General features: G+C 32.0%; 18 protein-coding genes and 1 pseudogene. 6 read left to right on the forward strand and 13 right to left on the reverse strand.

The features are described 5' to 3' along the window. Nucleotides 1-60 precede the first annotated feature (60 nt). The 4 genes from FOF46_RS21695 to FOF46_RS21710 form a co-directional block, all read right to left on the reverse strand. The gene (locus FOF46_RS21695; RefSeq protein ID WP_109438348.1) at nucleotides 61-507 is read right to left on the reverse strand and encodes an LNS2 domain-containing protein; all 447 of its coding nucleotides are present in this window, start codon (nucleotides 505-507) and stop codon (nucleotides 61-63) included. Nucleotides 508-575: 68 nt separating this feature from the next. Next, nucleotides 576-1,901, reverse strand: a complete 1,326-nt coding sequence (locus tag FOF46_RS21700; RefSeq protein ID WP_109438394.1) for a 4Fe-4S dicluster domain-containing protein — start codon at nucleotides 1,899-1,901, stop codon at nucleotides 576-578. A gap of 5 nt (nucleotides 1,902-1,906) precedes the next feature. Beyond that, complete coding sequence (locus tag FOF46_RS21705) at nucleotides 1,907-2,857, reverse strand: MlaD family protein (protein ID WP_109438347.1); 951 nt, start codon at nucleotides 2,855-2,857, stop codon at nucleotides 1,907-1,909. 87 nt (nucleotides 2,858-2,944) lie between these two features. Next, the gene (locus tag FOF46_RS21710) at nucleotides 2,945-4,063 is read right to left on the reverse strand and encodes an N-acetylmuramoyl-L-alanine amidase family protein (protein ID WP_143917891.1); all 1,119 of its coding nucleotides are present in this window, start codon (nucleotides 4,061-4,063) and stop codon (nucleotides 2,945-2,947) included. A 202-nt stretch (nucleotides 4,064-4,265) separates the two neighbouring features. On the opposite strand from FOF46_RS21710, the gene FOF46_RS21715 reads away from it, so the two are divergent. Together FOF46_RS21715 and FOF46_RS21720 are read left to right on the forward strand one after the other, a co-directional pair. After that, on the forward strand, nucleotides 4,266-7,049 hold the full coding sequence (locus tag FOF46_RS21715; protein WP_143917892.1) for a putative LPS assembly protein LptD: 2,784 nt from the start codon (nucleotides 4,266-4,268) through the stop codon (nucleotides 7,047-7,049). 82 nt (nucleotides 7,050-7,131) lie between these two features. Next, nucleotides 7,132-7,512 carry a RidA family protein gene (locus FOF46_RS21720; RefSeq protein WP_109438344.1) on the forward strand — a complete coding sequence of 127 codons (381 nt, stop codon included), beginning with the start codon at nucleotides 7,132-7,134 and terminating at the stop codon, nucleotides 7,510-7,512. 142 nt (nucleotides 7,513-7,654) lie between these two features. Here the strand turns inward: FOF46_RS21720 and FOF46_RS21725 are convergent, their stop codons facing one another. The 4 genes from FOF46_RS21725 to FOF46_RS21740 all read right to left on the reverse strand — a co-directional run bounded on the left by FOF46_RS21725 (nucleotide 7,655) and on the right by FOF46_RS21740 (nucleotide 11,374). Next, nucleotides 7,655-7,927 (reverse strand): DNA-binding protein, encoded by a 273-nt coding sequence (locus FOF46_RS21725; RefSeq protein ID WP_109438343.1) that lies wholly within the window; start codon nucleotides 7,925-7,927, stop codon nucleotides 7,655-7,657. 332 nt (nucleotides 7,928-8,259) lie between these two features. Beyond that, a complete protein-coding gene (locus FOF46_RS21730; protein WP_143917893.1) occupies nucleotides 8,260-8,715 on the reverse strand; it encodes a hypothetical protein in 456 nt (151 codons plus the stop codon). An 18-nt stretch (nucleotides 8,716-8,733) separates the two neighbouring features. Beyond that, nucleotides 8,734-10,956, reverse strand: coding sequence for a nitric-oxide reductase large subunit (locus FOF46_RS21735; RefSeq protein WP_143917894.1), 2,223 nt, complete (start codon nucleotides 10,954-10,956; stop codon nucleotides 8,734-8,736). 100 nt (nucleotides 10,957-11,056) lie between these two features. Further along, nucleotides 11,057-11,374: a 2Fe-2S iron-sulfur cluster-binding protein gene (locus FOF46_RS21740; protein WP_143917895.1), complete on the reverse strand. Its 318-nt coding sequence runs from the start codon at nucleotides 11,372-11,374 to the stop codon at nucleotides 11,057-11,059. 120 nt (nucleotides 11,375-11,494) lie between these two features. On the opposite strand from FOF46_RS21740, the gene FOF46_RS21745 reads away from it, so the two are divergent. Beyond that, nucleotides 11,495-11,833, forward strand: coding sequence for a cupin domain-containing protein (locus FOF46_RS21745; protein WP_109438339.1), 339 nt, complete (start codon nucleotides 11,495-11,497; stop codon nucleotides 11,831-11,833). Nucleotides 11,834-11,836: 3 nt separating this feature from the next. Here FOF46_RS21745 and FOF46_RS21750 read toward each other — a convergent pair whose 3' ends face one another. From FOF46_RS21750 to FOF46_RS21760, 3 genes are all read right to left on the reverse strand, one after another. Next, nucleotides 11,837-12,199, reverse strand: a complete 363-nt coding sequence (locus tag FOF46_RS21750) for a methylglyoxal synthase (RefSeq protein ID WP_109438338.1) — start codon at nucleotides 12,197-12,199, stop codon at nucleotides 11,837-11,839. A gap of 49 nt (nucleotides 12,200-12,248) precedes the next feature. Next, the gene (pfkA, locus tag FOF46_RS21755) at nucleotides 12,249-13,235 is read right to left on the reverse strand and encodes a 6-phosphofructokinase (protein ID WP_143917896.1); all 987 of its coding nucleotides are present in this window, start codon (nucleotides 13,233-13,235) and stop codon (nucleotides 12,249-12,251) included. A gap of 80 nt (nucleotides 13,236-13,315) precedes the next feature. Then, a complete protein-coding gene (locus tag FOF46_RS21760; protein WP_244299700.1) occupies nucleotides 13,316-17,701 on the reverse strand; it encodes a translocation/assembly module TamB domain-containing protein in 4,386 nt (1,461 codons plus the stop codon). A 126-nt stretch (nucleotides 17,702-17,827) separates the two neighbouring features. On the opposite strand from FOF46_RS21760, the gene tsaD reads away from it, so the two are divergent. Then, nucleotides 17,828-18,850, forward strand: coding sequence for a tRNA (adenosine(37)-N6)-threonylcarbamoyltransferase complex transferase subunit TsaD (gene tsaD, locus FOF46_RS21765; RefSeq protein WP_109438392.1), 1,023 nt, complete (start codon nucleotides 17,828-17,830; stop codon nucleotides 18,848-18,850). Beyond that, nucleotides 18,850-19,554: a 16S rRNA (uracil(1498)-N(3))-methyltransferase gene (locus tag FOF46_RS21770; protein ID WP_109438336.1), complete on the forward strand. Its 705-nt coding sequence runs from the start codon at nucleotides 18,850-18,852 to the stop codon at nucleotides 19,552-19,554. Before tsaD ends, FOF46_RS21770 begins: the two co-directional genes overlap by 1 nt. Before the next feature lie 79 nt (nucleotides 19,555-19,633). On the opposite strand, the gene FOF46_RS21775 is transcribed toward FOF46_RS21770, so the two are convergent. Then, nucleotides 19,634-21,322: a T9SS type A sorting domain-containing protein gene (locus FOF46_RS21775; RefSeq protein ID WP_143917897.1), complete on the reverse strand. Its 1,689-nt coding sequence runs from the start codon at nucleotides 21,320-21,322 to the stop codon at nucleotides 19,634-19,636. A 309-nt stretch (nucleotides 21,323-21,631) separates the two neighbouring features. Here FOF46_RS21775 and FOF46_RS21780 point away from each other — a divergent pair, with 309 nt between their 5' ends. After that, nucleotides 21,632-22,792, forward strand: coding sequence for an esterase-like activity of phytase family protein (locus FOF46_RS21780; RefSeq protein WP_167571911.1), 1,161 nt, complete (start codon nucleotides 21,632-21,634; stop codon nucleotides 22,790-22,792). A 99-nt stretch (nucleotides 22,793-22,891) separates the two neighbouring features. Here FOF46_RS21780 and FOF46_RS32645 read toward each other — a convergent pair. Then, nucleotides 22,892-23,004 (reverse strand): annotated as a pseudogene (locus tag FOF46_RS32645) (IS982 family transposase); the annotation flags it as partial.

Raw genomic sequence — 23,004 nt, forward strand, 5'->3', positions numbered from 1 at the left:
ATAATTTTTAAAGTTCAAAGGTTCTTTCTTTTAAAAAAGTAAAACCAAAAAACTCATATTTTAATCGTGTTTTCCATCGTCAAAAACTTCGATAGTCACTACTCTTTCTACCAACTCGGTAAATTTACCGGTATATCTTGTAGCTTTTACTAAGTGATTATCGATCCAGTGATAATTACCCCCTCTTGGTTTACCCATTAAAAGGCTATGATATTTAAATCCATGGGTTTTTAACCATGTTTCTGTTACTTCTCTATGATCTTCGGTTCTTGAAGTAAAAAAACAAATAATATGTCCTTCATCAAACCACTTGTTTAACGTAACTAACGCATCAGGAAATGGTTCACATGTAACCATTCGTTCTGGTTCTTCATTAGGTACATCTTCGGTAATAGTTCCATCGATATCAATAAGATAATTCTTAATACCTTCTGGTAAGACAGGACTTATATGTTCCCCTTCTTCTACTTTGTCATGCAATAATTTCTCTACTTCTTCCTTCTTCATAATTTCTATTAATCTATGGTTTAATCGGTTAAAAAAATGGTTAAAAATTTAATTTACTATTATTTTAATTATTCGTCACTCCAATTGAGTCTATCCATCTGGTTAAATGGCCATGGAGCTCCGTTATTTTCTATATTAGACATCATATTATTCAAATCAGATGGGGCAGCACTCTCTTCCATTACTAAGTAACGTCTCATATCAATAATAATTGACAATGGACTTATACTTACAGGACAAGCTTCTACACATGCATTACAGCTTGTACATGCCCATAACTCTTCTGGAGTGATATAATCATTTAGCAATTGTTTACCATCATCTACAAAACTTCCATTCTTATCTATATTATCTCCTACTTCCTTTAGACGGTCTCTGGTATCCATCATGATTTTTCGTGGAGATAATTTTTTACCTGTTTGATTTGCTGGGCATTCACTAGTACAACGACCACATTCTGTACAGGTATATGCATTAAGTAATTGTGCCCAATTAAGATCTACAACATCTGAAGCACCAAACTTTTCTGGTTCTCCTTCGGTTTGATCATCTGCAGGAGCCGCAAAAGGATCAGCGCTAGGATCCATCATTAATTTCACTTCGTTAGTAACTGCTTCTAGGTTATCTAACTCTCCTTTAGGTTTCAAATCTCCATAATATGTATTAGGAAATGCTAGTAAAATATGCAGGTGCTTTGAAAAATATAAATAATTCAGAAATACTAATATTCCCAAAATATGCAGCCACCACGCTCCTCTTTCAATACCAATTAATGAAGCTTCTGACATCCCATTAAAAAGTGGTGATATATATTGACTAATAGGATATGCCCCAGCTTTTATATAATGTTCGGCTCCCAAAGCCTGTAATTGAAGATCTGATGCATTCATTACCAAAAACAGAGTCATCAGAACCATCTCGAAATACAAAATTAGATTTCCGTCATTCTTAGGCCATCCTTTCATTTCTGGATTCCAAAATCGTTTTATTTTGATAACATTTCGGCGTACCCAAAATATTACAACCCCAATAAAAACAAGAAATGCCAGAATCTCAAAAGAAGCTATTAAGAAATCATACAATCCTCCCAGAAAGGCAAAGATTCTATGTGTCCCAAAAAGACCATCAATAATAATCTCTAAAACCTCTATATTAATTATAATAAACCCTAAATACACCACAATGTGCAATATCCCGGAAATAGGACGTCGTACCATTTTGGACTGTCCAAGCGCAATCATTGCCATATTTTTAAATCGTTCGCTCTTATTATCTGATCGGTCCACATCTTTCCCGAGTCTTATATTACGAATGACTTTACGAATATTTTTTGTAAAATATCCTACGCCTGCAATCAAGATAAGTGCAAATAGAATATTAGGTATATAGTGCATCATTTTTAATGTATTGAGTCTGTTGGTGTTTCGTATGGGGTATTTTTCTTTCCAAAAACTGAAATGTGAACATATCGTTTTGGATTTAATCGTAAATCCTGTAACAACAATTCTAACTGTTTACTTGTTTTTTCAAGATTACTATACAATTTGTCGTCTTTCAACAATTTACCTGCAGTTCCTTTACCTGCATTTAAATCTTTAGAAATCTTTTCAAAATTAGCTAATACAGCTTCTAACTCTCTTCCCAATTTAGCGACATTAATTTGAGCTAAAGAATCTGACACTTTATTAAGATTAGTGGACATTTTATCCAAATTAGATAATGTATTATTTAATTTACCTTCATTACCTGATAAAATAGTATTTAACGAACCTGAAGCGCTTTTAAAATTTTTAACCGTTATACTTAAATCTTTAAAAATCGAATTTAGATTATTTTTATTGTCTACATTAAGAATCCCATTAACAGAAGTAAGAAGAGTATCTGCATCTGTTATAGCAGCTTCAAGTTTTTCTTGCAATGGAGCAAGTTTATCATTCACTAATTCGAGTAAACCTGATTCTATTTTACCTGGTAGTGTATCTTTATCTTTTGCATCTAACCCTTGCTCATAAACCGGAATAATAGCCAGAGATTTCCCTCCGATTAATCCTCCACCATATACTTTAGCCAGGCTATTCTTAGAAAAAGTAAAATCACTATCCACATTAAACTCTACAACAAGATTACCTTTTGCATCTGCAAATTTAATAGATACAACTTGTCCAACTACCAATCCATTTATAGTTACGGGTGAAGATGGTATTAATCCTTCTACATTTTCATATACGGCATAAAACGTTCTGTCATCTTCCAGGAGATTTTTTCCTTTCAGGAAACTATAACCAAAAATTAAAAGTGCTATAGCACAAATCGCTAATATTCCTGTTTTGACTTCTCGAGTAAATTTCAAAATAGATTATATTTTAGGACACAAATTTAGGATAAAAAATGTATTAATATTGATAATTCTTTAATGAATTATCAGTATTTATTTAGATTAATTCGAAGATGTGTTAGCTTTTAGTGCTTCTGTCAAAGGAATCAATTCACTATTACGAAAGGCAACAATAAAACTAGAATCGAATCCTTTACCTACAGCTATATCCTTTAATTCTTGTATTAAAGTATAATTAGAAGTACTTCCAAAATAATATTTGTATAAATCTCCAGCTTTAATTTTTGATAGTTGATCTAAGCCATTAAAATTAAAAGGTTGTAATTCTATTTCACTTGATCCAGCAGCAATTTGTACTTTGAATGTGATATCTTCAAACACACGATCTCCTTCCATTTTTGCGGTAGTATTAGTCACTTCAGGAGTTTCAGGCTCTGATACTTTATAAATTGCATCAAGGCTTTCTTTATAATCTACAATAGAAGTTATTATAGATTTTGCCATTTCGGTTTGCCCTTTTTTAGAATTAAGATATTTTCCTTCACTATTATTGGTAAGAAAACCAAGTTCTATAAGAACACTAGGCATATATGTTTGATGTAGTACTACAAAACCAGCTTGTTTTACCCCTCTACTTTTTCTACTTAATGTTTTTTTGAACCTATTTTGCACAAAACTAGCTAAAGTCAGGCTCTGATCCAGATACTCTTCCTGCATTAGTGTTAATCCTATAATTGATTCTGGAGAATTGGGATCAAAACCATCATAATTAGCTTCATAATTATCTTCTAAAAGAATAACTGAGTTTTCATTTTTGGCTACATTAAAATTCTCATCATTTGCATGCAAACCAAGCACAAAAGTCTCAGTTCCATACGCTTGAGAGCGGTGAGAATTACAATGCACAGACACAAATAAATCTGCACCAGCTTTATTTGCTATACTTCCCCGTTCATGTAACTCTATAAAATCATCTGTTTTACGTGTATATACAACTTTGAACCTATCATCTTTTTCTAAAGTTGCTCCAACAGCCAAAACAACCTTTAAAGCAATTTCTTTTTCTTTATATCCGTTTCCTCTGTTACCTGGGTCATGTCCTCCATGTCCAGCATCCAGAACCACTATAAATTTGTCATTTTCTTGAGAAATTATAGTAGCATTAAATGCAGATACTATAAAAATTAATAAAAAAACACTGTGTATTATACTTCGTTTCATCAATTACAAATAATTTTACTACTAATTTTGAAACATTCCCATTATGTTTCAGTATTTAATATAACAAGTTAAAAATCTAAAGATTGTGTCTAATAAAATAAACTTATATCTTCTATGTTTATATAACTTAGAAGACATGCTTTTGACATAATTTTTTATTTTTTTATGAATTACAATCTAAGCATAAAAAATATATGTAATTTTGGCACTTCAAAAACTAAGCCATAGTTATACAAAAATAGGATTTAAACCATTGCAAACAAAGGTACGTCATATACTTTATTCACTAAGTTTTTCACTGTTTTGTATTTGTCAAACTGCTGCACAAGAAACAAACAAGACTAAAGAGGTACCTATTCCTGTAAAGGAAGATACCTTAAGAAAGACAGGGGAGAATATTAAAATTACTCCAGAAGAATTACTTGGTGAGAAAGCTCAGGATACTGTTAAAAACGATTCTCTTAATCAGGAACCACAACTTTTAACTGATAAAGTTGTCTACAAATCAACTGATTATATGCAATTGAGTCGAAAGGAGAACAAGATGTATCTTTATAACGAAGCAGAAGTTCTTTATGGGGACATGCAAATTAACGCTGGATTTATTGTTGTTGATAATAACAAAAATGAGGTTTATGCATACGGAATCAAAGATTCTTTAGGAGAATATACTCAAACTCCTATTTTTAAACAAGCGCAAAATGTTGTAGAACCAGATTCTATTAGGTTTAATTTTGATACTGAAAAAGCGCTTATATATAATTCAAAGACAGAACAAAATGGGTTTAAGATCAAAAATGAGATCTCAAAACGAGAAAATGACTCTGTAATTTATATGAAAAATGTAAAATTTACTACTTCTGAGAACATTGAAGACCCAGAGTATTATTTTTACGCTCGTAGAATCAAATTTGTACCAAAGAAGAAAATTGTAACCGGACTAGTCAATATGTTTATTGCAGATGTTCCTACTCCTTTGGGATTACCTTTTGGATATTTTCCTTTAACTGAAGATAGAACTTCAGGATTTATTATTCCGAGTCCCGGAGAAGAGAATAATCGTGGGTATTTTCTTCAGAACGGGGGATATTATTTTGCATTAAGTGATTATGCAGATCTTACCTTACTTGGTGATTATTATACCAATGGCAGCTATACTTTTGCTGTAGAGTCTTCTTATGCATTACGGTATAAGTTTAGAGGTAACTTAAGATTTAGGTATGAAAATAACCTTACCAGCGAACGAGGATTTCCTGATTTTGCAAAAACCACTACTTATAATATTCAATGGTCTCATAGTCGAGATGCAAAAGCGAATCCCAGTTCGAGATTTACAGCTAATGTGAATTTTGGTAGTAGTGACTTTTTCCAACAGTCCACAAATCAATTAAACACTGGTAATTTCCTGAATAATCAATTGAGTTCAAACGTTTCTTATTCAAAAACTTTTCAAGGTGATCCGCAAGTTAATTTTACTGTTGCTGCAACTCATAATTCTAATACAAACACAGGTGTAGTTAATCTATCATTACCAAATGTTAATGGTAGTATATCTAGAGTATTTCCTTTTGCTCCAAAGGTTGGTGTAAAAAAAGGTATTATACATAACATTAATGCACAATATACTTTTACCGGTCAAAACACTGTTCAAACTACAGATGATGACCTATTTACTGCAGCTATGTTTAAAAGAGCTAGAGCAGGAATGCGTCATACGATTCCTATAAGCACTAACTTTAAGTTATTCAAATATTTAAGTGCCAGTGCAGGTACACAATTTCAAGAAAGTTGGGTTTTTGAAACGATAAAGCAAGATTTTGATCAGGAAGCAAACAATGGTGCAGGAGGAGTAGTGCGAGACACCATTAAAGGTTTTGATTCTTTTCGTACTTATAATTTTTCTACAAGTATAGGAACAACCATCTATGGAACCTTCAACTTTAAAAAAGGAAAGAAAATCGAAGCGATTCGACATACAATGAGACCATCGATTAGTTATAGTATTAATCCTGCATTTGATGGTTCTTATGTACGTTTTGAGAACCCTGAACCAGATGATCCTGACACCGAAATTGATGAATCGGCATTTGAATATTCTAGATTTGAAGGAGGATTTTTCTCACCCCCAAGTAATGTGTTTTCTAGCAGTATTGGTTTCACTTTAAGTAATAATCTCGAGATGAAGGTTAAAAGTAAGGATAGTACAGCTACAGAGTCTAAAAAAATTACTTTATTGAATAACCTTAACTTAAGTACTGCCTATAATATTGCTGGAGATTCTTTAAAACTTAGTCCATTATCTATCACAGGTAATATTCCTATTATTCAAAACAAGTTAGATATCAATTTTAATGCTCAACTCGACCCTTATGCATTAGATAATAATAATCGTAAGATTGATGTATGGAATATAGATAATGGTGGGAGTCTTTTTCGTTTAACCAGAGCTAGTGCTAATTTTGGATACTCCTTTACCAGTAAAGATTTTGAAAAAGGACAAGTAAACGAAGACCCTCTTGAGAATCAAAACTTCAGGAATGGAGGAAGACCTGATGACCTCTTTGGAGGGGTTACAGATTTTGGAGAAGCAAGGTCTTTTGATAGAGATAAAAGTAACAGAGATACAAATAAAGACGTAAAGGACTATAACTATAAAATCCCCTGGAACCTACGTTTATCTTACAATGTGAACTATAGTAATAGTGCCCGACAGAATGAAATTTCGTCTCATTCTATTATGTTCTCAGGAGATATAGAACTTGCACCACGATGGTCTGTAGGTGCATCGTCTGGATATGATCTCAAAAATCCAGGGTTTACTTTTACCAATTTAAGATTTCAGAGGGATTTAGAAAGTTGGGTAATGAATTTTAATTGGATTCCTTTTAGTGAAAGAACATCTTGGAACTTCTTTATTGGAATTAAATCATCAGTATTAAGTGATATTAAATGGGATAAAAGAAGAGAGCCAGACAGGCAACTATAGATTTAAGAAATTTAAATTTATTAAGTTCTACATTTATCTCATGACATAGAATAGAAATAAATAGTATTAAAATTCCCTTCTCATGAAAAAAATAATAACTACATCAAAAGCACCAGCTCCAATAGGCCCTTATAATCAAGCTATTTTAACTGGTAACACATTATATACATCTGGCCAGATTGCTATTAATCCCGAAACAGGAGAATTGGTATTAGATGATATCAAAACAGAAGCAGAGCAGGTAATGCAGAATCTAAAAGCTATATTAGATGAAGTAAACATGACTTTTGAAAATGTGATAAAAACCACAATTTTCTTAAATGATATGAATAATTTTGCTGAAGTAAATGCAGTATACGGAAGTTATTTTAATGAAGATACTGCTCCAGCAAGAGAAACCGTAGCTGTTGCCGCTTTGCCTAAATTTGTCAATGTAGAGATTTCTGTAATTGCAGTACAATAGTTATATTTTTATATATCCATACTAAAAAAAACCAGAGTATAGCTATACTCTGGTTTTTTTAGTTTCTGAAAAGTAATAAAATTTAAATATTGCTTTCTATGAAAGTATTATTGAACAATTAATTATAAAATAACAAGTGTTATTATCCTACAAATGGGTTTAGTTCATTTGATTTCTGATCTGTAGTATAAAATCCAAATTTAAAACCAACCACCTCTGCATATATAAAACTTTGGACCGAGATATCATATGTTATTGGAGCATTTAATTCCTTCATAATATTAATCAGACGATACAATTTAGTCTTTGAAATCCCAAGTTTGGTTGCCAGATCATCAGGTGTCCCCGTAGCTTGCAAACGTATAAGTTGATCCATACGTTGTATAAGTTCTATTTGTTTAATGATAATATTCATAATAAATCCTACATATTAAAAGGATGAGATATTCTTATGTTCATTTTTTAGTGCAAGTATGGAAATGATTTACGTTTTTGATATCCTTTTATATCTTTCAAATGTAATAGTCTGAGTAAGGTAAATACAAGGGAAGTAAGTCGTATTTTATCAAATACGACTTACATAAAACAGAATAACTCTCTGATTATCAAAAAACAAAACAAACCTGTTTAAAAACATCTTTTATGACGGTATAAACCCAAAAAAGAGAGGAGAATTTAGCTCTCCTCTCTTTAACCAGCTTCATTTATTACTATCGATCAAGTGATATTAAAACAACTAATCCTGATCTAAGAATGATTTTTTATTTTCTTTTTGAATAATATTATTTGCTTATAACCAATATACAATAAGAGAAATAATTTACTTATTTCTAAAACAACATATATGATATGTTCTGTATTTGAAGGTGATTTCCCTCCATTAATCACTATTTCTGCATACGCATCAAGAATCGGTAATAAATAAAAAGATTGAATTATTATAATTATAAAAAGTACCAGCAATCCCAAAAATAGTTTTGAGTCTAACTTCTTAATCCTAACGATTTGTAACGCAAAAAACAAACTGAAAAAAATTTCGACTTTATTAAGTGCTCCAAAAACTATTTTTCCAATATCTACCCCAATGGCAGTAGTAACAGAGGGAGCTTGAAATTTTAAGGGTGCCTCCATAAAGCTGATTGCTAATAAAAAGCCAACCCAAATAAATGTCAAAACAAAACTATGGTCATATATCTTTTTCATCTATTAATGATTTTTGAATTAGTTATCCCTAGGAAGCATACATTTTAGAGTTTCTTTAATAGTAAACCAACAAAAATACCCTATTCCTACAGAAAAAATTATATCGCCTATAATACGTAACCATTTTATTACCTGAAATGATGGTGAATATAACAACTCAGAACTTCTTGCATACCAATATCCTTCTTTAATTGAAGCCAATGTCTGCAAAATACCTTGTGGCAAAAGACTAAATACTACCATAGCAAGTAGGCCTATATTTAATGACCAAAATGAAATTTTTAAGACTTTATCATTCCATTTTGTCTTAGATATCATTCGCAAAGCAAAAAGTATTAATCCCATTCCTAACATCCCGTATACACCAAATAAGGCAGTATGTGCATGTACTGCAGTAGTATTTAGTCCTTGAATATAATACAATGCAATAGGAGGGTTTATCAGAAAACCAAATACTCCTGCTCCTAACATATTCCAGAATGAAACAGCGAGGAAAAAATATATTGGCCATTTATATTCTTTTACCCATTCTTTTACTTTTAACAAGTTCCAATTTTCCCAAATTTCATAACCAATCAAAGTAAGAGGTACAACTTCTAATGCACTAAATGTTGCTCCCAATGCAATTGCATGTACAGGAGTTCCTGAAAAATATAAATGATGTAATGTTCCAATAATACCACCCGAAAGAAATATAATCGCGGATAAAACAGTTACTCTACCTGCGGTTTTTTCTTTTATCAATTTCATCTTTGTAAACAAAAATGCTATAACTACTGTAGCGAAAACTTCAAAAAAACCTTCTACCCATAAATGAACCAACCACCATCTCCAATAATTTATCACAGATAAAGATGAATTTTCTCCATACATTAAACCTGAAAAGAAAAATGCACCAATAGCGATTACTGATATCAAAAACAAAATTAGCAAGTTACGTGTGTTGTCTCTACGTCGTATCCCTACAAGTATGTGTCTACCTACTAAAAACACCCAAAGTACCAGACCTACAGCTAACAATATTTGCCAAAACCTACCTAAATCCATGTATTCATACCCTTGATGACCAAAGAAAAAATTGGTAGTTAATTCTAAATATTGTTTAACTCCAAGCCACTCTCCTACCATAGACCCTAATACCACGATAAGAATTGCAATAAATAAAAAGTTTATTCCAAATTTCTGGAACTTTAACTCTTTATTACTAACTAATGGAGCTATAAATAATCCCGTTGATAACCATGCCGCAGCTATCCAAAAAATTGCCAGCTGTGTATGCCAGGTTCTACTTATTGTATATGGAAGGTATTGAGATAGTTCGAATCCAAAAAATGCTTGACCTTCTACGCTATAATGAACAGTTATAATGCCAAGAACTACCTGTAGCACAATCAGAAAACTAATCACAAGAAAATATTTTAAGGTAGCCTTTTGAGATGGAAACAACTTTATTTTGGCTAAAGGGTTTATATCAGGAATTTGATCATCATTCTCCTCATTATGACTACTACGAATATGATACCAAACCATAATCGATATAAATAGTAAGAGTAAAACAATTGAAAACCCGGACCATATCTGAGCATCCATGGTGATCGTATTATCAATTAAGGGTTCATGTGGCCAATTAGAAGTATATGTAATATTATCTCCTATTCTATTTGTAGATGCAGCCCATGAAGCCCAAAACAAAAATGCATTAAGATCATCCAACTTAGATTCATCTGTCAACATTTCTTTTGGTATCGCATATTCTTCATGCCCATTTGAAAAAATATCTTTATAATGAGCCGAATTTGAAAGAATAGCTTCTTTTCTATCCAACGTGATCGTGATATTATTCGTTATAGAGTCATATGTATTTGTTTTAATCTGACTTATCAATCTTCCTTTTAATAGCCCTTTATCTTCCAAAGAAAGATTATCATAATATTTTCCGTAAGGAATAGACCATTTATCTAAAAGAAATACAGCTTCTTTGTGAATCCAATCTGCCGACCAATCGGGAGCAACATAACTACCATGTCCCCAAATAGAACCAACTTCCATCCCTCCTATAGATTCCCAAACATTCTGTCCTCTTTGTATATTTTTTTTCGTAAACAAAACCTCATCTGTACCTTCTATCATTACTTTTTCTGGTATTGGAGGTTTTTCTTGATATATCTTAACTCCCACCCAAAGTAATGCTGCAAAAGAGAGCACTACAATTGTGATAAATCCTATCCATATTTTTTTCATTATTCTAGTTTTTGTTTTTATAAATTTTAGAAACAAAACTACTATCGGTAACTGCTTTGATTTTATGATTCAAATCATGTTGAATAAATGTGTGAAACAATTAATCCCTTCCGATTATTTCTATCTGTATTTTATGAATATACTTATCTAAAGGAATTTGACAAGCCAATCTGTTATCTGGGTAATACTCCAATTGATCTTTTAATATTTTTTGCTCTAATTCATTAGAAAACTGAACAGAATTCATTGATGACTTGATTCGTATATGACAAGTGCCACATAAGCCTTTACCTTTGCAATCACCAATATCATCAAATAACTCATTGACTAATAACTCTAATAGAGATGGATATTCAGATCTTCTAAAATTTAAAATATGACTATCCCCAATAGAATCTACCACTGATATAAAATACATACTACCATATTTAACAGCATGCAAACTACAACACTAAGTATATTTTGATTTATGATTCAACTCATAAAACAAAAAGAACAATGTTTATACTTTTGAATTGGATAAATAAAATATATAGATATGCATTTGACTTCATTACTTAAAGACGTAACCTACGGAGAGAAAAAACCTATACTTACAAAATTAATAGAAAACGACGCTACCAAAGAAATTAGAATTGTTTTCAAAAAAGGGCAAGAAATGAAAGAGCATAAAACTAAATTTCCCATAACCGTAGAGGTTTTTGAAGGCGAAATAGGTTTTGGTGCCAATAATATTACTTATGTACTTAAAAGGGGTGATATTATATCTCTTGATCCCAACGTAAGTCACAATCTTATAGCTGCAGAAAATAGTATTATTAGGCTATCTCTTTCTATGAAGGACACGGTTGAAAGAGTGCAAAAAGTAAATTTATAAAATCTAAAGGCCTTTTAAAAGTAATTCTGCAGTAGCTGGATTGGTAGCAAGGGGAACATCATAAACGTCACAAAGTCTCATTAACATAAAAATATCAGGTTCATGTGGGTGTTTTGCAAGAGGATCTCTAAAAAAGATAACCATATCCACTTTCTTCTCTGCTACTCCTGCAGCTATTTGAGCATCTCCTCCTAATGGACCTGATAACAATGCTTCTACATCGAATCCCGCTCTTTTAGCTTTTTCTCCTGTAGTTCCTGTAGAGATCAGTTTTATGTTCTTAGAATGGAGAATCTCTTGATGTTCATTTAGAAATTGAACCATTTCTGCTTTTTTCCCATCATGAGCAATTATAGCTATAGTCATATGTGTTTTTTAATATGTAACTTCTCTTTATAAGTTTTACAGTAGATTCCTAGGTAGAAAGAATATCTGAAATACGAAGTAATTCTTTGTTAATTTCATGAACTTCTTTTAGACCTTTATCAAAACTCGATGCTACAATCTGGTTATTTAATATTCCAACCATTACATTTTTCTCTCCATCCAAAAGCAGCTCCACAGCTTTTACACAAAGTCTGCTGGCTAAAGTTCTATCAAAACATGTAGGAGATCCTCCTCGTTGCATATGTCCTAAAACTGTAACCTTCACTTCATAGTCTTGTAAGTTTTCGGTTACATAATCTGCTAATTCATATACATTTTTACCTATTTTATCTCCTTCACTAACCACAACAATACTAGAAGATTTCCCAGAACGCTTACTACGTTTCAATGATTCTAATAATCGATCAAGACCTAAATCTTCCTCTGGAATTAAAATCTCTTCTGCCCCGGCTCCTACTCCTGTATTTAAGGCAATAAATCCTGCATCTCTTCCCATTACTTCAATAAAAAAAAGCCTATCATGAGAACTTGCAGTATCTCTAATTTTATCTATAGCTCCTATTACGGTATTTAACGCCGTATCATAACCGATAGTAAAATTTGTTCCTGCAATATCATTATCAATCGTACCGGGCACACCTATAACAGGAATATCAAATTCTTTGCTAAAAATCTCTCCTCCTTTAAAAGTACCGTCGCCACCAATTAAAACCATAGCATCCACTCCTGCTTCCTTAAGATGATTAGCGGCCTTTTGTCTACCTTCTGGAGTTCTAAACTCCTTGGATCTTGCAGATTTAAGTATAGTACCTCCTCTACTAATAATATTACGCACACTTCGTGCATTCATTATACAATAGTCCCCCTCGATCATACCTTGATACCCTCTATAAAATCCTATACATTTTACATTATAATATGCACATGCCCTAGCTACAGCACGTATTGCAGCATTCATTCCCGGAGCATCTCCTCCAGAGGTCATTACACCAATTGTTCTAATCTCTTTGGCCATTTATATCGTTGTTTAGTTGGTCATTGATGTTTTAAACATGCAAAATAATAATATCTATGCAATAGAATCATTACTCTTGATTATTTATTCTTTTCTGTAAAGTTAATAAAATTGGGAGTTTCAATTTTAACTGTATCCTTAGGTTTAATTATAGAATCTGTAGCTTTTTTGTTTTTAAAAATCTTTTTCCAAAGTTCATTAAAATTATCAAAATCTACAGAATAAGACAATCCAACTCCTTGTTCATACACTTGATTTCCTGCTCCTATGAATTGAATATCATTTTCTCTATTAAAAATCTTTCCTCGTAAAGACCCATCTTCATTAAACAAATATTCTATCTCTACATCTCCAACAACATTGGACTCATTCACTCCTCCTATCGGTACACCTACACGTCCATTAATTAAAATTCTATTACTTATTTGTGTAGAAAGTGTTAAACCAAATTGATCTGCATTTTCCTGATCTAATGTACGAACACCTTGCACATAATTTAAACCAACTTGAAATTTATCATCCTCATCAGAAAAAATCCCATTAAAAAGACTAGATGCACGTTCTGCCACCAAACCTCCTGTAATAGCATTGGCATCAATAGTACCATTATAAAATTGTCCAGATGAAACTAATGATAGTGCTTGTAATTCCTTATTAGACTGGTCACTTAATTTATAATCTAATTCACTTTTTATCACAGAACTTAGGTTAGGAAATTCTATGTTAAAATTAACATTAGGTTGAGTCAATTCTCCCTGAAGGTCAACCACAACCTCTACTGGTGTTTTACGATTTATAGAAGAGTTTTCTAGTAATATAGCTGGATTTGCTTCTGTTTTATATACAGCGCTAAGGTCTAAAACTGCTCTTGTAGGACTACCATCCCAGTTAATAGTACCTCCATCACGAACTGTAAATAATTTTTCTACAAATGCTCCATATCTAAAATTATATGTCCCTTGATACGCAACAAAATCACCCCACATATTAAACTTTCCATTAGTATTAATTTCGATAAGTAATGTTCCTGCTCCTCTTCCTTTTAATGAACTCCCTGTTTCTTTATCGACAACTATCTCTACCTCTGCTTTATCATTAACATCCAATTCAAAATTAAGTTCTAATCCTTTAACATCATCTAATACAATTTCTTTTCCTTCTAATCTGGCTCTTTTCTCTTCTGGGCTTAAAAAATGAATATAGGTATTATCACCTATTGATTCTGAATCGTTTAACGGTATTTTAAAAACGGTCCCTTCTTCTGTAGTAGCATTAACATCAATAACTAATTCAGTAGTAGCTCCTTTAATAGTAGCTTCACCACTAATGAAGCCCGTTCCATAATACAAAGATTCTTCATCTTCTTCTGTATCCAGGACAAGTAATCTTTCATTTGCCAATAACTCTAAACCAAGCATCCATTTTGAAAAGCGGCGATGTTCTATATATCCTCCAAGAATTCCTTTTGTTTTATATTTTGTATCTGTAATATTAACGGCATCGAAGTTAAACCGTTGTTTTTCTAACATAACTCTTGAGCCATTATCTAAATCAAGATCTACATTTAGATATGGTATGGTAAGTCCCGCCTCTTCCAAATATAGCATACCATCAATAGAAGGGTTTTTATAATTTCCAGAAACTTTGGTATTACCTGATACAAACCCTCTTATATTTGATAAGGCTACACCTCCTAAAGCACTAAATTCTGAAATATCAAATTGATCCAATTCAAGATCGACATCTATAAATGGATTGGTTTTTGAAACATTGATTCCTCCTAAAGCGGATAATGTTTTTAGATTTTCATTATTTATTAATCTTGTATTGATATTATATTCTGTAAGGTCATCGTTTCCTGCTACATTAAGTCTAAGCTCACCCAATGGTGTTTCATTTATCCCTAAATCTTTAACAGTAATGGTTGTGCTGGGAAAATAATTACCATTTTCTTGTAGAACAGATAAATTCCCGTCTACTCTACCAGAAAAACTTAAGCTATCAATTCTAGGTGTTATTTTATTGAGGTCTACATTCTCGAAAGTTGCTTTTAAATCTTTATAATCTTTGCCTTTTGTAATTCCATTAATCTTAATTTCTTCATCTTCATAATTCAATACAATAGATCGTATATCTATATTTTTAAAATCGTTATCAAAAATAATTTTATTGTTGCTTTTGCTTTTTTTCTTATTTGCATACCAAGTAAACCCTTTATAAGTGAAATCAGATTTCCTAAACCCTAATACCGAGTTATTATCCTCATTAATAGTATGATAAAACTCTAAATTAAAATTATCTTTATTATTCTTCCCTCCTTTAAATTCTGAGTGCATAAATAAAGTATCTTTCAGCGTTACATTAATCAAACTAAACTCAGAAACATCATAATATTTGGAGTCAATACTATCTATAGCAATGTATGTATTGAATAAAGGGTTTTTATTATCTACCTGAATATCGACATCCTCCATATAGTTATCAAAGGCTCTTATCGATGGGGATTTAAACGTAAGTTTAAAATCAGATTCATTACTCTCTACTTTTCCTTTGATAATTGTATTGGGAGCAAACTGAATCTCTGGAAAAAAGACATCAACTATCTTATTATACACCTTAAAATTGAATTCCATGAATTCATCATCAGTAATTTCTGTAGCCTCAAAATTGGTATATAAACTTCCAATAGAATTTCTAAACAGATCATAAACATTTTCAAATCTAAAAACTCCTTTTACAGTTCCTTCGACTATATCCGGACTATTAATTTTAATGGTACGAACATTTTTATCATCAAAACTCGATGTAATATCAAAATCTTCAAAATAGTAACTAGCATCCTCATTTGTATATAAAGTTTTTTCGAAAGAAATAGTTCCAAAAGCATCGTTAATACCTGTTCCTTTCATATTCATATATACATCTCCATTAAAAATGGAAGTGCTATCTCGGGTAAATAAATTTAATTTATTAAGATCCACATGATCTACATAAGCTTTAAAATCATAGTTATGTATCTCTTCTGATAAATCAGCTACTCCATTAAAACTAAATCTGATATTAGGATCATTTGCATTGAGGTTACCATCAAATACATGTTCTCTAAGATTTCCTATAGCTTTCAAACCTGTATAAGTGTATCCATTAATTTCCAGCATACTAATATCTCCTTCAATTTTAGTGTTTAAGCTCTCTAAAGTAAAACCACTTCCATCTACATGAATATCAAAAGCAGATGTTCCTACAGATTTAACACCTAATAATTGCCCAACATTAAAATTATTTGAAATTACATTTCCGTTATATGTAGCATTTTTTAAGTCATCCAGTTTTTCGAGTAAAACAAAAGCATTAATCTTTCCTAATTGCGAATATAGATCCATATCTACATCCAAAACTTTTTTAGTCACTATCGCATTACCTGTTGCTTTTACACTACCAAATTGATACAATTGTCTTGGTAATGAATTTCCTAGAACACGAGGTAATAAATTAACCAGATCATAATAATTGCTTGTTAAATCTTCAAAGTCTCCATTTAACTCAAACTTTGATGCATCACCAACGGCATTCTGAATTCTCATATCTCCTTTAACTATGGATCTATCTAATCCAGAAATATCAGCATGAATCACTCTAAAATCATTTAGCACTCCTCTTACAGATGTATTTTTTAATCTAAACATCTGATTTCTTCCAAACTCTTTATAGAAAGGAATAAGGTCATTTGTAGAAACTTTTGCTTTATCAAAATTTGCATTGATATTTACTTTATTTTCAAAATCATCTAAACCACCAACATCATAAGAAAATAAAATCTCTCCTTCTATCTTAGAATCATTCGTCTCTATAACAAGTTCTTGAAAATGCATTTCTTCTGGCTTAATAGAGAAACATGTCTGTAACTTAGAAATATGCAAACCTCTCTCATCGTTAAATGACAGTGCGTCTATATTTACATACACATCAGGTCCATCAACAATCAAACTCTCTGCATCGAGAACAATATCATAGTAATTAATAACATTAGGTTTTTTTAAATTTTCATTGGTAAATTTATATTTTCCTTGAGTTAAGTATATATTTTCTGTCGTTAAGACAAACCTTTCTTTGGAAGAAGTTTTCTTTTTGGTATTAAACTTTCTCACAAATATCATAAGGTTATCACTACTTTCTCCTTTATAAATTTTCATATTAAAGATCAAATCTTCAATTTCAACTTTCCCTAATTTTGGTTTACCTTTTGTAATTTCCCCAATATTAAGAATAGAAGTTTTAATACTATTAGCATACAAAAGTGTATCCTGGTGATGATCTTTTATTAAAATTTCCTGAAGGTTTACAGCACCTGCATAAGTTAATCCAATTCGATTAATAACAATATCTACACCGTATTTTTCATTCAAATTATTCGTTACCTTTTTACCCACAAAAGTTTGAACAGCAGGAATAGAAAATAGGACCACTAAAAATGCAAATAGCGATAAAAGGACAAGAAATGTCCTCAATAATATTTTCCTAAATTTCCTGATACGTTTTATTGTTTTAACTTTGTTGACAATATTAACAATTTCTATGCCCTTTTCCTCATAATGGAACCACAAAAAATATACATTCTCGGTATTGAATCCTCTTGCGATGATACCTCTGCAGCTATATTATGCAACGGAAAAGTTTTATCTAATGTTGTTGCTTCACAAAAAATACATGAACAATATGGTGGTGTAGTACCCGAATTGGCTTCGAGAGCACATCAGCAAAACATTGTTCCTGTAATTGACCAAGCGATTAAGCAAGCTAACATTGACAAAAAAAACCTAAACGCAATTGCCTTTACACGTGGCCCCGGATTAATGGGATCATTGCTTGTAGGAACCTCTTTTGCCAAATCTATGGCTTTAGCTTTAGACATACCGTTAATTGATGTTAACCATATGCAAGCTCATATCCTTGCTCATTTTATTGAAGAAGATGACTTTGACAAACCAGAATTTCCGTTTTTGGCGATGACCATAAGTGGAGGTCATACACAGATTGTTAAAGTTAATGATTATTTTGACATGGAAATTATCGGTGAGACCATAGATGATGCCGTTGGAGAAGCTTTTGACAAAAGTGCAAAAATATTTGGGCTCCCTTATCCCGGTGGCCCATTAATTGATAAGTATGCGCAACTAGGAAATCCTAAAGCCTTTCCTTTTCCTAAACCCAAAGTTGGAGATCTTAATTTTAGCTTTAGTGGCCTTAAAACTTCTGTCCTTTATTTTGTTCAGAAAATGGTTAAAGAAAATCCAAATTTTATTTCCGAAAATCTTAATGATATCTGCGCTTCTCTTCAATACACAATTATCAATATTCTTGTTGATAAGTTGAAAAAAGCTTCGAAGCAAACTGGTATCAAAAGGATCGCAATTGGAGGTGGTGTATCTGCTAATTCTGGCATTAGAAAAGCTTTAAAAGATGGAGAACATAAATACGGATGGAAAACATTTGTGCCAAAATTTGAATATACTACGGATAATGCTGCAATGATCGCTATTGTTGGTCATTTAAAATACCTGAATAAAGATTTTGCTGATATGGATGTAGTCGCTAAAGCCCGAATAAAATTCTAATGCAATTATTTTATAATAATACGTTAACTGAATCTAGTACTGAGATAAAATTCTCTCGAGAAGAAAGCAAGCATATTGCCAAAGTACTTAGAAAAAAAGAAGGAGATTATCTGCATATTACTAATGGTTTTGGGTATTTGTTTCATGCTCAAATAACATTTTCTAACCCTTCTCAATGCATTGCTAACATTAATTCTTTTGAAAAACAGGAGAATAGAAAATACAAGTTACACATGGTTGTAGCTCCTACTAAGATGAATGACCGATACGAATGGTTTCTTGAAAAAGCTACAGAAATTGGTGTTGATGAAATTACTCCTATTATCTGTGATCATAGCGAAAGGAAAATTATTAAAACAGAGCGTTTCGAACGTATTTTGTTAAGTGCTATGAAGCAATCTTTACAACTATATTTACCTAAACTAAACCCTGTAATTCCATTTTCCAATTTTGTACATGAGAAAAAAAATGGTCAATTACTAATTGCGCATTGCGAAGAAACCAAAAAACAATCCTTAAAAGATATTCTTCAACTTCAATCAAATACCACTATCCTTATCGGTCCCGAAGGAGATTTTTCTCCTAAGGAAATTGAAATGGCATTAACATCTGGATACACTCCGGTTACGCTAGGTGAAACAAGGTTAAGAACAGAGACTGCTGCAATTATAGCTACTCATAGTGTCGCCTTTTTAAATTCTTAATCAAAAAGAAAATTGAGCTACTTCAATATTGAAGTCATCAAAGTAGCCCAACATCCATTATTATCAATACAGTCAAAATTTATTTTTTCAAAAATCTTTTTAGATGAATCTCTCCTGTTTCTGTTCGTAATTTAATGATATACATTCCTGGTTTTAATACTTCTGTAGAGACTATTATTTTTCCCTTCTCATTTACGTTTATATTTTGAATAATCTCTTTACCTTGAAGGTCAAATATACTTGCCTGGTTTATAACCAACCCTTTATCCACGCTCATTGTTAAAATATTATTTACAGGATTAGGAAACAAAATTGGAATATTTGATTTTGTACCCAATGTTTTTTCCTCTTCGTTCTTGGACCCAAAAGGATTTTTGCAACGATCTTCTTTATATTCTGTTCTAATGGCTTCGGGATCTATTTTTTTGTAATCATCAACAAAAATTTGCTGTGCACTTCGTGTAATACAAGGCTCATGTTTAACTTCTTTAAGATCTATTTCTCGCTCGCAAGAGGTTCCTGTTTTTCCTGTATCTGTTGTTTCAACCAAATAAATTTCAGTTCCTCCTGCTCCGAGAGATGTAGTATATCCAGTAAATGCAAAACCTTTATCAAAATCATCAGTTACCATCTCCATCCCTGTTTCTTGTTTTGTATCTCCATATTGACGCGCCCATAGCAAATTACCTCCTCCATCTGTCTGAAACATCATTGCTTTACGAGACGAAGTAACTTGTTGACCTACTACAGTATATAATTGATTTCCACTTGTGCTTGTTGTTATTTCCAGACCATATCCTGATTCTGTTCTTTCTGTACCATAGGTTTTCATTCCTAAAAAGTTACCTCCATTATCCAGAAATAGCAAAAATGCATCTTGAGAATTATTCAATCCAAAGCTAGTTGTATAGCCTGTTAACACATAATTTCCATTTTTATCTTCTTTTACACAATTAGCTGCATTTCTATATGCTCTTGTTGGGTCTAATTCATCAGGATAACCAATAATCCTACTCCATTCTATAGTAAGGTTAGGTCTTAGTTTAATAACAAAAATATCCGTAGGAGCATTAGAAATAGATGTTATAACCCCGCAACGATAATCTGTTGTAGAACCAGCAATGATATATCCTCCATCTTTTGTTTGCTCAATCCACATACCCCGTTGATCTCCTCTACCTCCAATCACAGTTGCTCTAAGTAGGTTTCCAAAACTATCTGTGAGGGCAACATATACATTTGCCCCAGGAAAAGCTTGAGTATAGCTCCTTGTTTCTCCAACCATTATATACCCCGGTTGCCCAGTAACAGCTCTGACGTTCTGTACACAGCGGGCAATATCAAACTCTTTACCTCCATAAACAGCAGAAAAGATTGGGCTACCATTAGTATCCACCCCCATAAGGAATGCATCTCCTGCTCCAAATCCAAAACTTCGTGTTACCCCTGCGGCAACGTATGAAACCGGATTATTTGGACTAAAAAAAGTTGATTGTCTTACAGAATTAAAGTATTCATAATCTTTACCTCCATAAATACGAGACCAGATTTGATTACCATCAAGATCGGTCTTAACTAAAGTGGCTTCTAGGCTCCCTAGGAAGTTCTTAGAAGTGTAACCTCCAACTAAATACCCCTTTTCAACTTCTTGAAGCTGATCTAGAGACATCCCTATTTCTGTTTTTTCTGTTCCAAAACTGTGTTGGAATTGTGAAAAGCCCAAGTTTACCAAGAAACACAAGGCAATACTACATGCTAATTTTTTCATAATGATTTATACTTAAATGGTTAATAAATAATAAGAATAGAGATCATGTTCTCCATCTTTTATATCTACTCTAAAGTAACTGAAAATACAGCAAACAACAAGGGGTAAAAACCTCATAATTAATAAGTTAAAAACCCTTTCGCAATTCAAAAAATTATTTTTTGTTACAGAAAAACCTTTAAATAATCTTTATGAAAACAATAAATTTTCCTTTAAAGAAAAAGAAAAATTAAACTGCATAAATTCTTAAACATCAGTTAATCCTAAAATCAATATCTTTAGCAGCAAATGAGAGTCATTATAATACAAATGTTTAGGAAAATCTTCTTTATTGGCATACTCTGTTATAGTTGTTCATCTAATAATAACAATGAGTCTGAAATAAATACAGATAATGATCCTACGCCTACTCCTCCGGTAAGTGAACAAAATACGATAAGTGCTTTGGAGTTTATCGATGAATTTGTTATTCCAAACCAGGAAATAGATGGTATACCTATTGGTGGATTTTCTGGTATTGATTATCAAAACGGAAAATGGTATATCATATGTGATACGTCTACTCCACCTATACGTTATTATGAAGCAGACATAGCGTATAACAAAGATGCCTTTACCTCTGTTAGTATTAGTACTATGATAGAAATAAAAGACAATGCTGGAGTTCCTTTAACACAAGGTATTGTTGATCCAGAATCCATACGTTTTGATTCAAAAACTAATACTATTGTATATAGTAGTGAAGGTTCGATTACAAATGGTGTAGACCCTGCTGTATTAGAAATAAGTCCAGAAGGCAATCAAATTAAAAGTTTCACGCTACCTAATAATTTTAAGGCTAATACTTTAGATGATTCTTCTGGACCAAGACATAATGGTGTGCTAGAAGGACTTTCATTAAGTTTTGATTCTACAGGGTATTGGGTTTCTTTTGAGTTACCTCTCATTGAAGATGGACCAGAACCTACTACAACAGATACAGACTCTCCTGTACGTATTACATTCATAAATAAGACATCTGGTATAGCCGAACGACAATTTGCATATGAGTTGGACCCTGTAACAAGAGCTGCTGCACTTGGAACCACATTTGAAGTTAATGGGTTGGTCGAAATCATTGAATATGACGAAAACAAGTTTTTAGCGCTCGAACGTTCGTTTTCATCAGGGTATATTGATGGAGGAAATACAGTAAAAATTTATCAGGTAGATGCAACTAATGCAACAAACACATTAGCTACAGAAACTTTAAAAGGAGATATGTATACTAAAGCCACGAAAACATTGCTTTTTAATTTTGAAACCATTCGAAACCAATTAACAAATAACACAGTGGACAACTTAGAAGGGTTTACTTTTGGTCCCAAATTAGAAGATGGAAGCAGAACAGTTGTGGTTATATCTGATAATAATTTTAATTCATTTATTCCACAGCTTAATCAAGTAATTGTTTTTAAAGTTGTGCCCTAACATTCTGATTATTATCTAAGGGAAGTAATTTTTGAAAAAGAAATAGGTTAACTTTTTTTTCAAAACACCATATTATATGTTACTTAACCCGTTGTGCATTTAGTTAATATTAATTTTTAGGTTGTTTATATTTCTGTTGAATTCAAACCTATTGATATATTGAATAATGGTCATTGCTGTGATCTTTGATAAGATTCTATTTTTAAATCCCT

Source organism: Aquimarina algiphila (assembly GCF_007489275.1).
In the GTDB taxonomy this organism is placed as follows: domain Bacteria; phylum Bacteroidota; class Bacteroidia; order Flavobacteriales; family Flavobacteriaceae; genus Aquimarina; species Aquimarina algiphila.

Excerpts from the sequence above, each read along its gene's own strand:
- FOF46_RS21735 (WP_143917894.1), bottom strand. The coding sequence starts at position 10,956 with ATGAAAAAAATATGGATAGGATTTATCACAATTGTAGTGCTCTCTTTT.
- FOF46_RS21775 (WP_143917897.1), bottom strand. The coding sequence starts at position 21,322 with ATGAAAAAATTAGCATGTAGTATTGCCTTGTGTTTCTTGGTAAACTTG.
- FOF46_RS21750 (WP_109438338.1), bottom strand. The coding sequence starts at position 12,199 with ATGACTATAGCTATAATTGCTCATGATGGGAAAAAAGCAGAAATGGTT.
- FOF46_RS21720 (WP_109438344.1), top strand. The coding sequence starts at position 7,132 with ATGAAAAAAATAATAACTACATCAAAAGCACCAGCTCCAATAGGCCCT.
- FOF46_RS21695 (WP_109438348.1), bottom strand. The coding sequence starts at position 507 with ATGAAGAAGGAAGAAGTAGAGAAATTATTGCATGACAAAGTAGAAGAA.
- FOF46_RS21780 (WP_167571911.1), top strand. The coding sequence starts at position 21,632 with ATGTTTAGGAAAATCTTCTTTATTGGCATACTCTGTTATAGTTGTTCA.
- tsaD (WP_109438392.1), top strand. The coding sequence starts at position 17,828 with ATGGAACCACAAAAAATATACATTCTCGGTATTGAATCCTCTTGCGAT.
- pfkA (WP_143917896.1), bottom strand. The coding sequence starts at position 13,235 with ATGGCCAAAGAGATTAGAACAATTGGTGTAATGACCTCTGGAGGAGAT.
- FOF46_RS21730 (WP_143917893.1), bottom strand. The coding sequence starts at position 8,715 with ATGAAAAAGATATATGACCATAGTTTTGTTTTGACATTTATTTGGGTT.
- FOF46_RS21745 (WP_109438339.1), top strand. The coding sequence starts at position 11,495 with ATGCATTTGACTTCATTACTTAAAGACGTAACCTACGGAGAGAAAAAA.
- FOF46_RS21700 (WP_109438394.1), bottom strand. The coding sequence starts at position 1,901 with ATGCACTATATACCTAATATTCTATTTGCACTTATCTTGATTGCAGGC.
- FOF46_RS21740 (WP_143917895.1), bottom strand. The coding sequence starts at position 11,374 with ATGTATTTTATATCAGTGGTAGATTCTATTGGGGATAGTCATATTTTA.
- FOF46_RS21710 (WP_143917891.1), bottom strand. The coding sequence starts at position 4,063 with ATGAAACGAAGTATAATACACAGTGTTTTTTTATTAATTTTTATAGTA.
- FOF46_RS21725 (WP_109438343.1), bottom strand. The coding sequence starts at position 7,927 with ATGAATATTATCATTAAACAAATAGAACTTATACAACGTATGGATCAA.
- FOF46_RS21770 (WP_109438336.1), top strand. The coding sequence starts at position 18,850 with ATGCAATTATTTTATAATAATACGTTAACTGAATCTAGTACTGAGATA.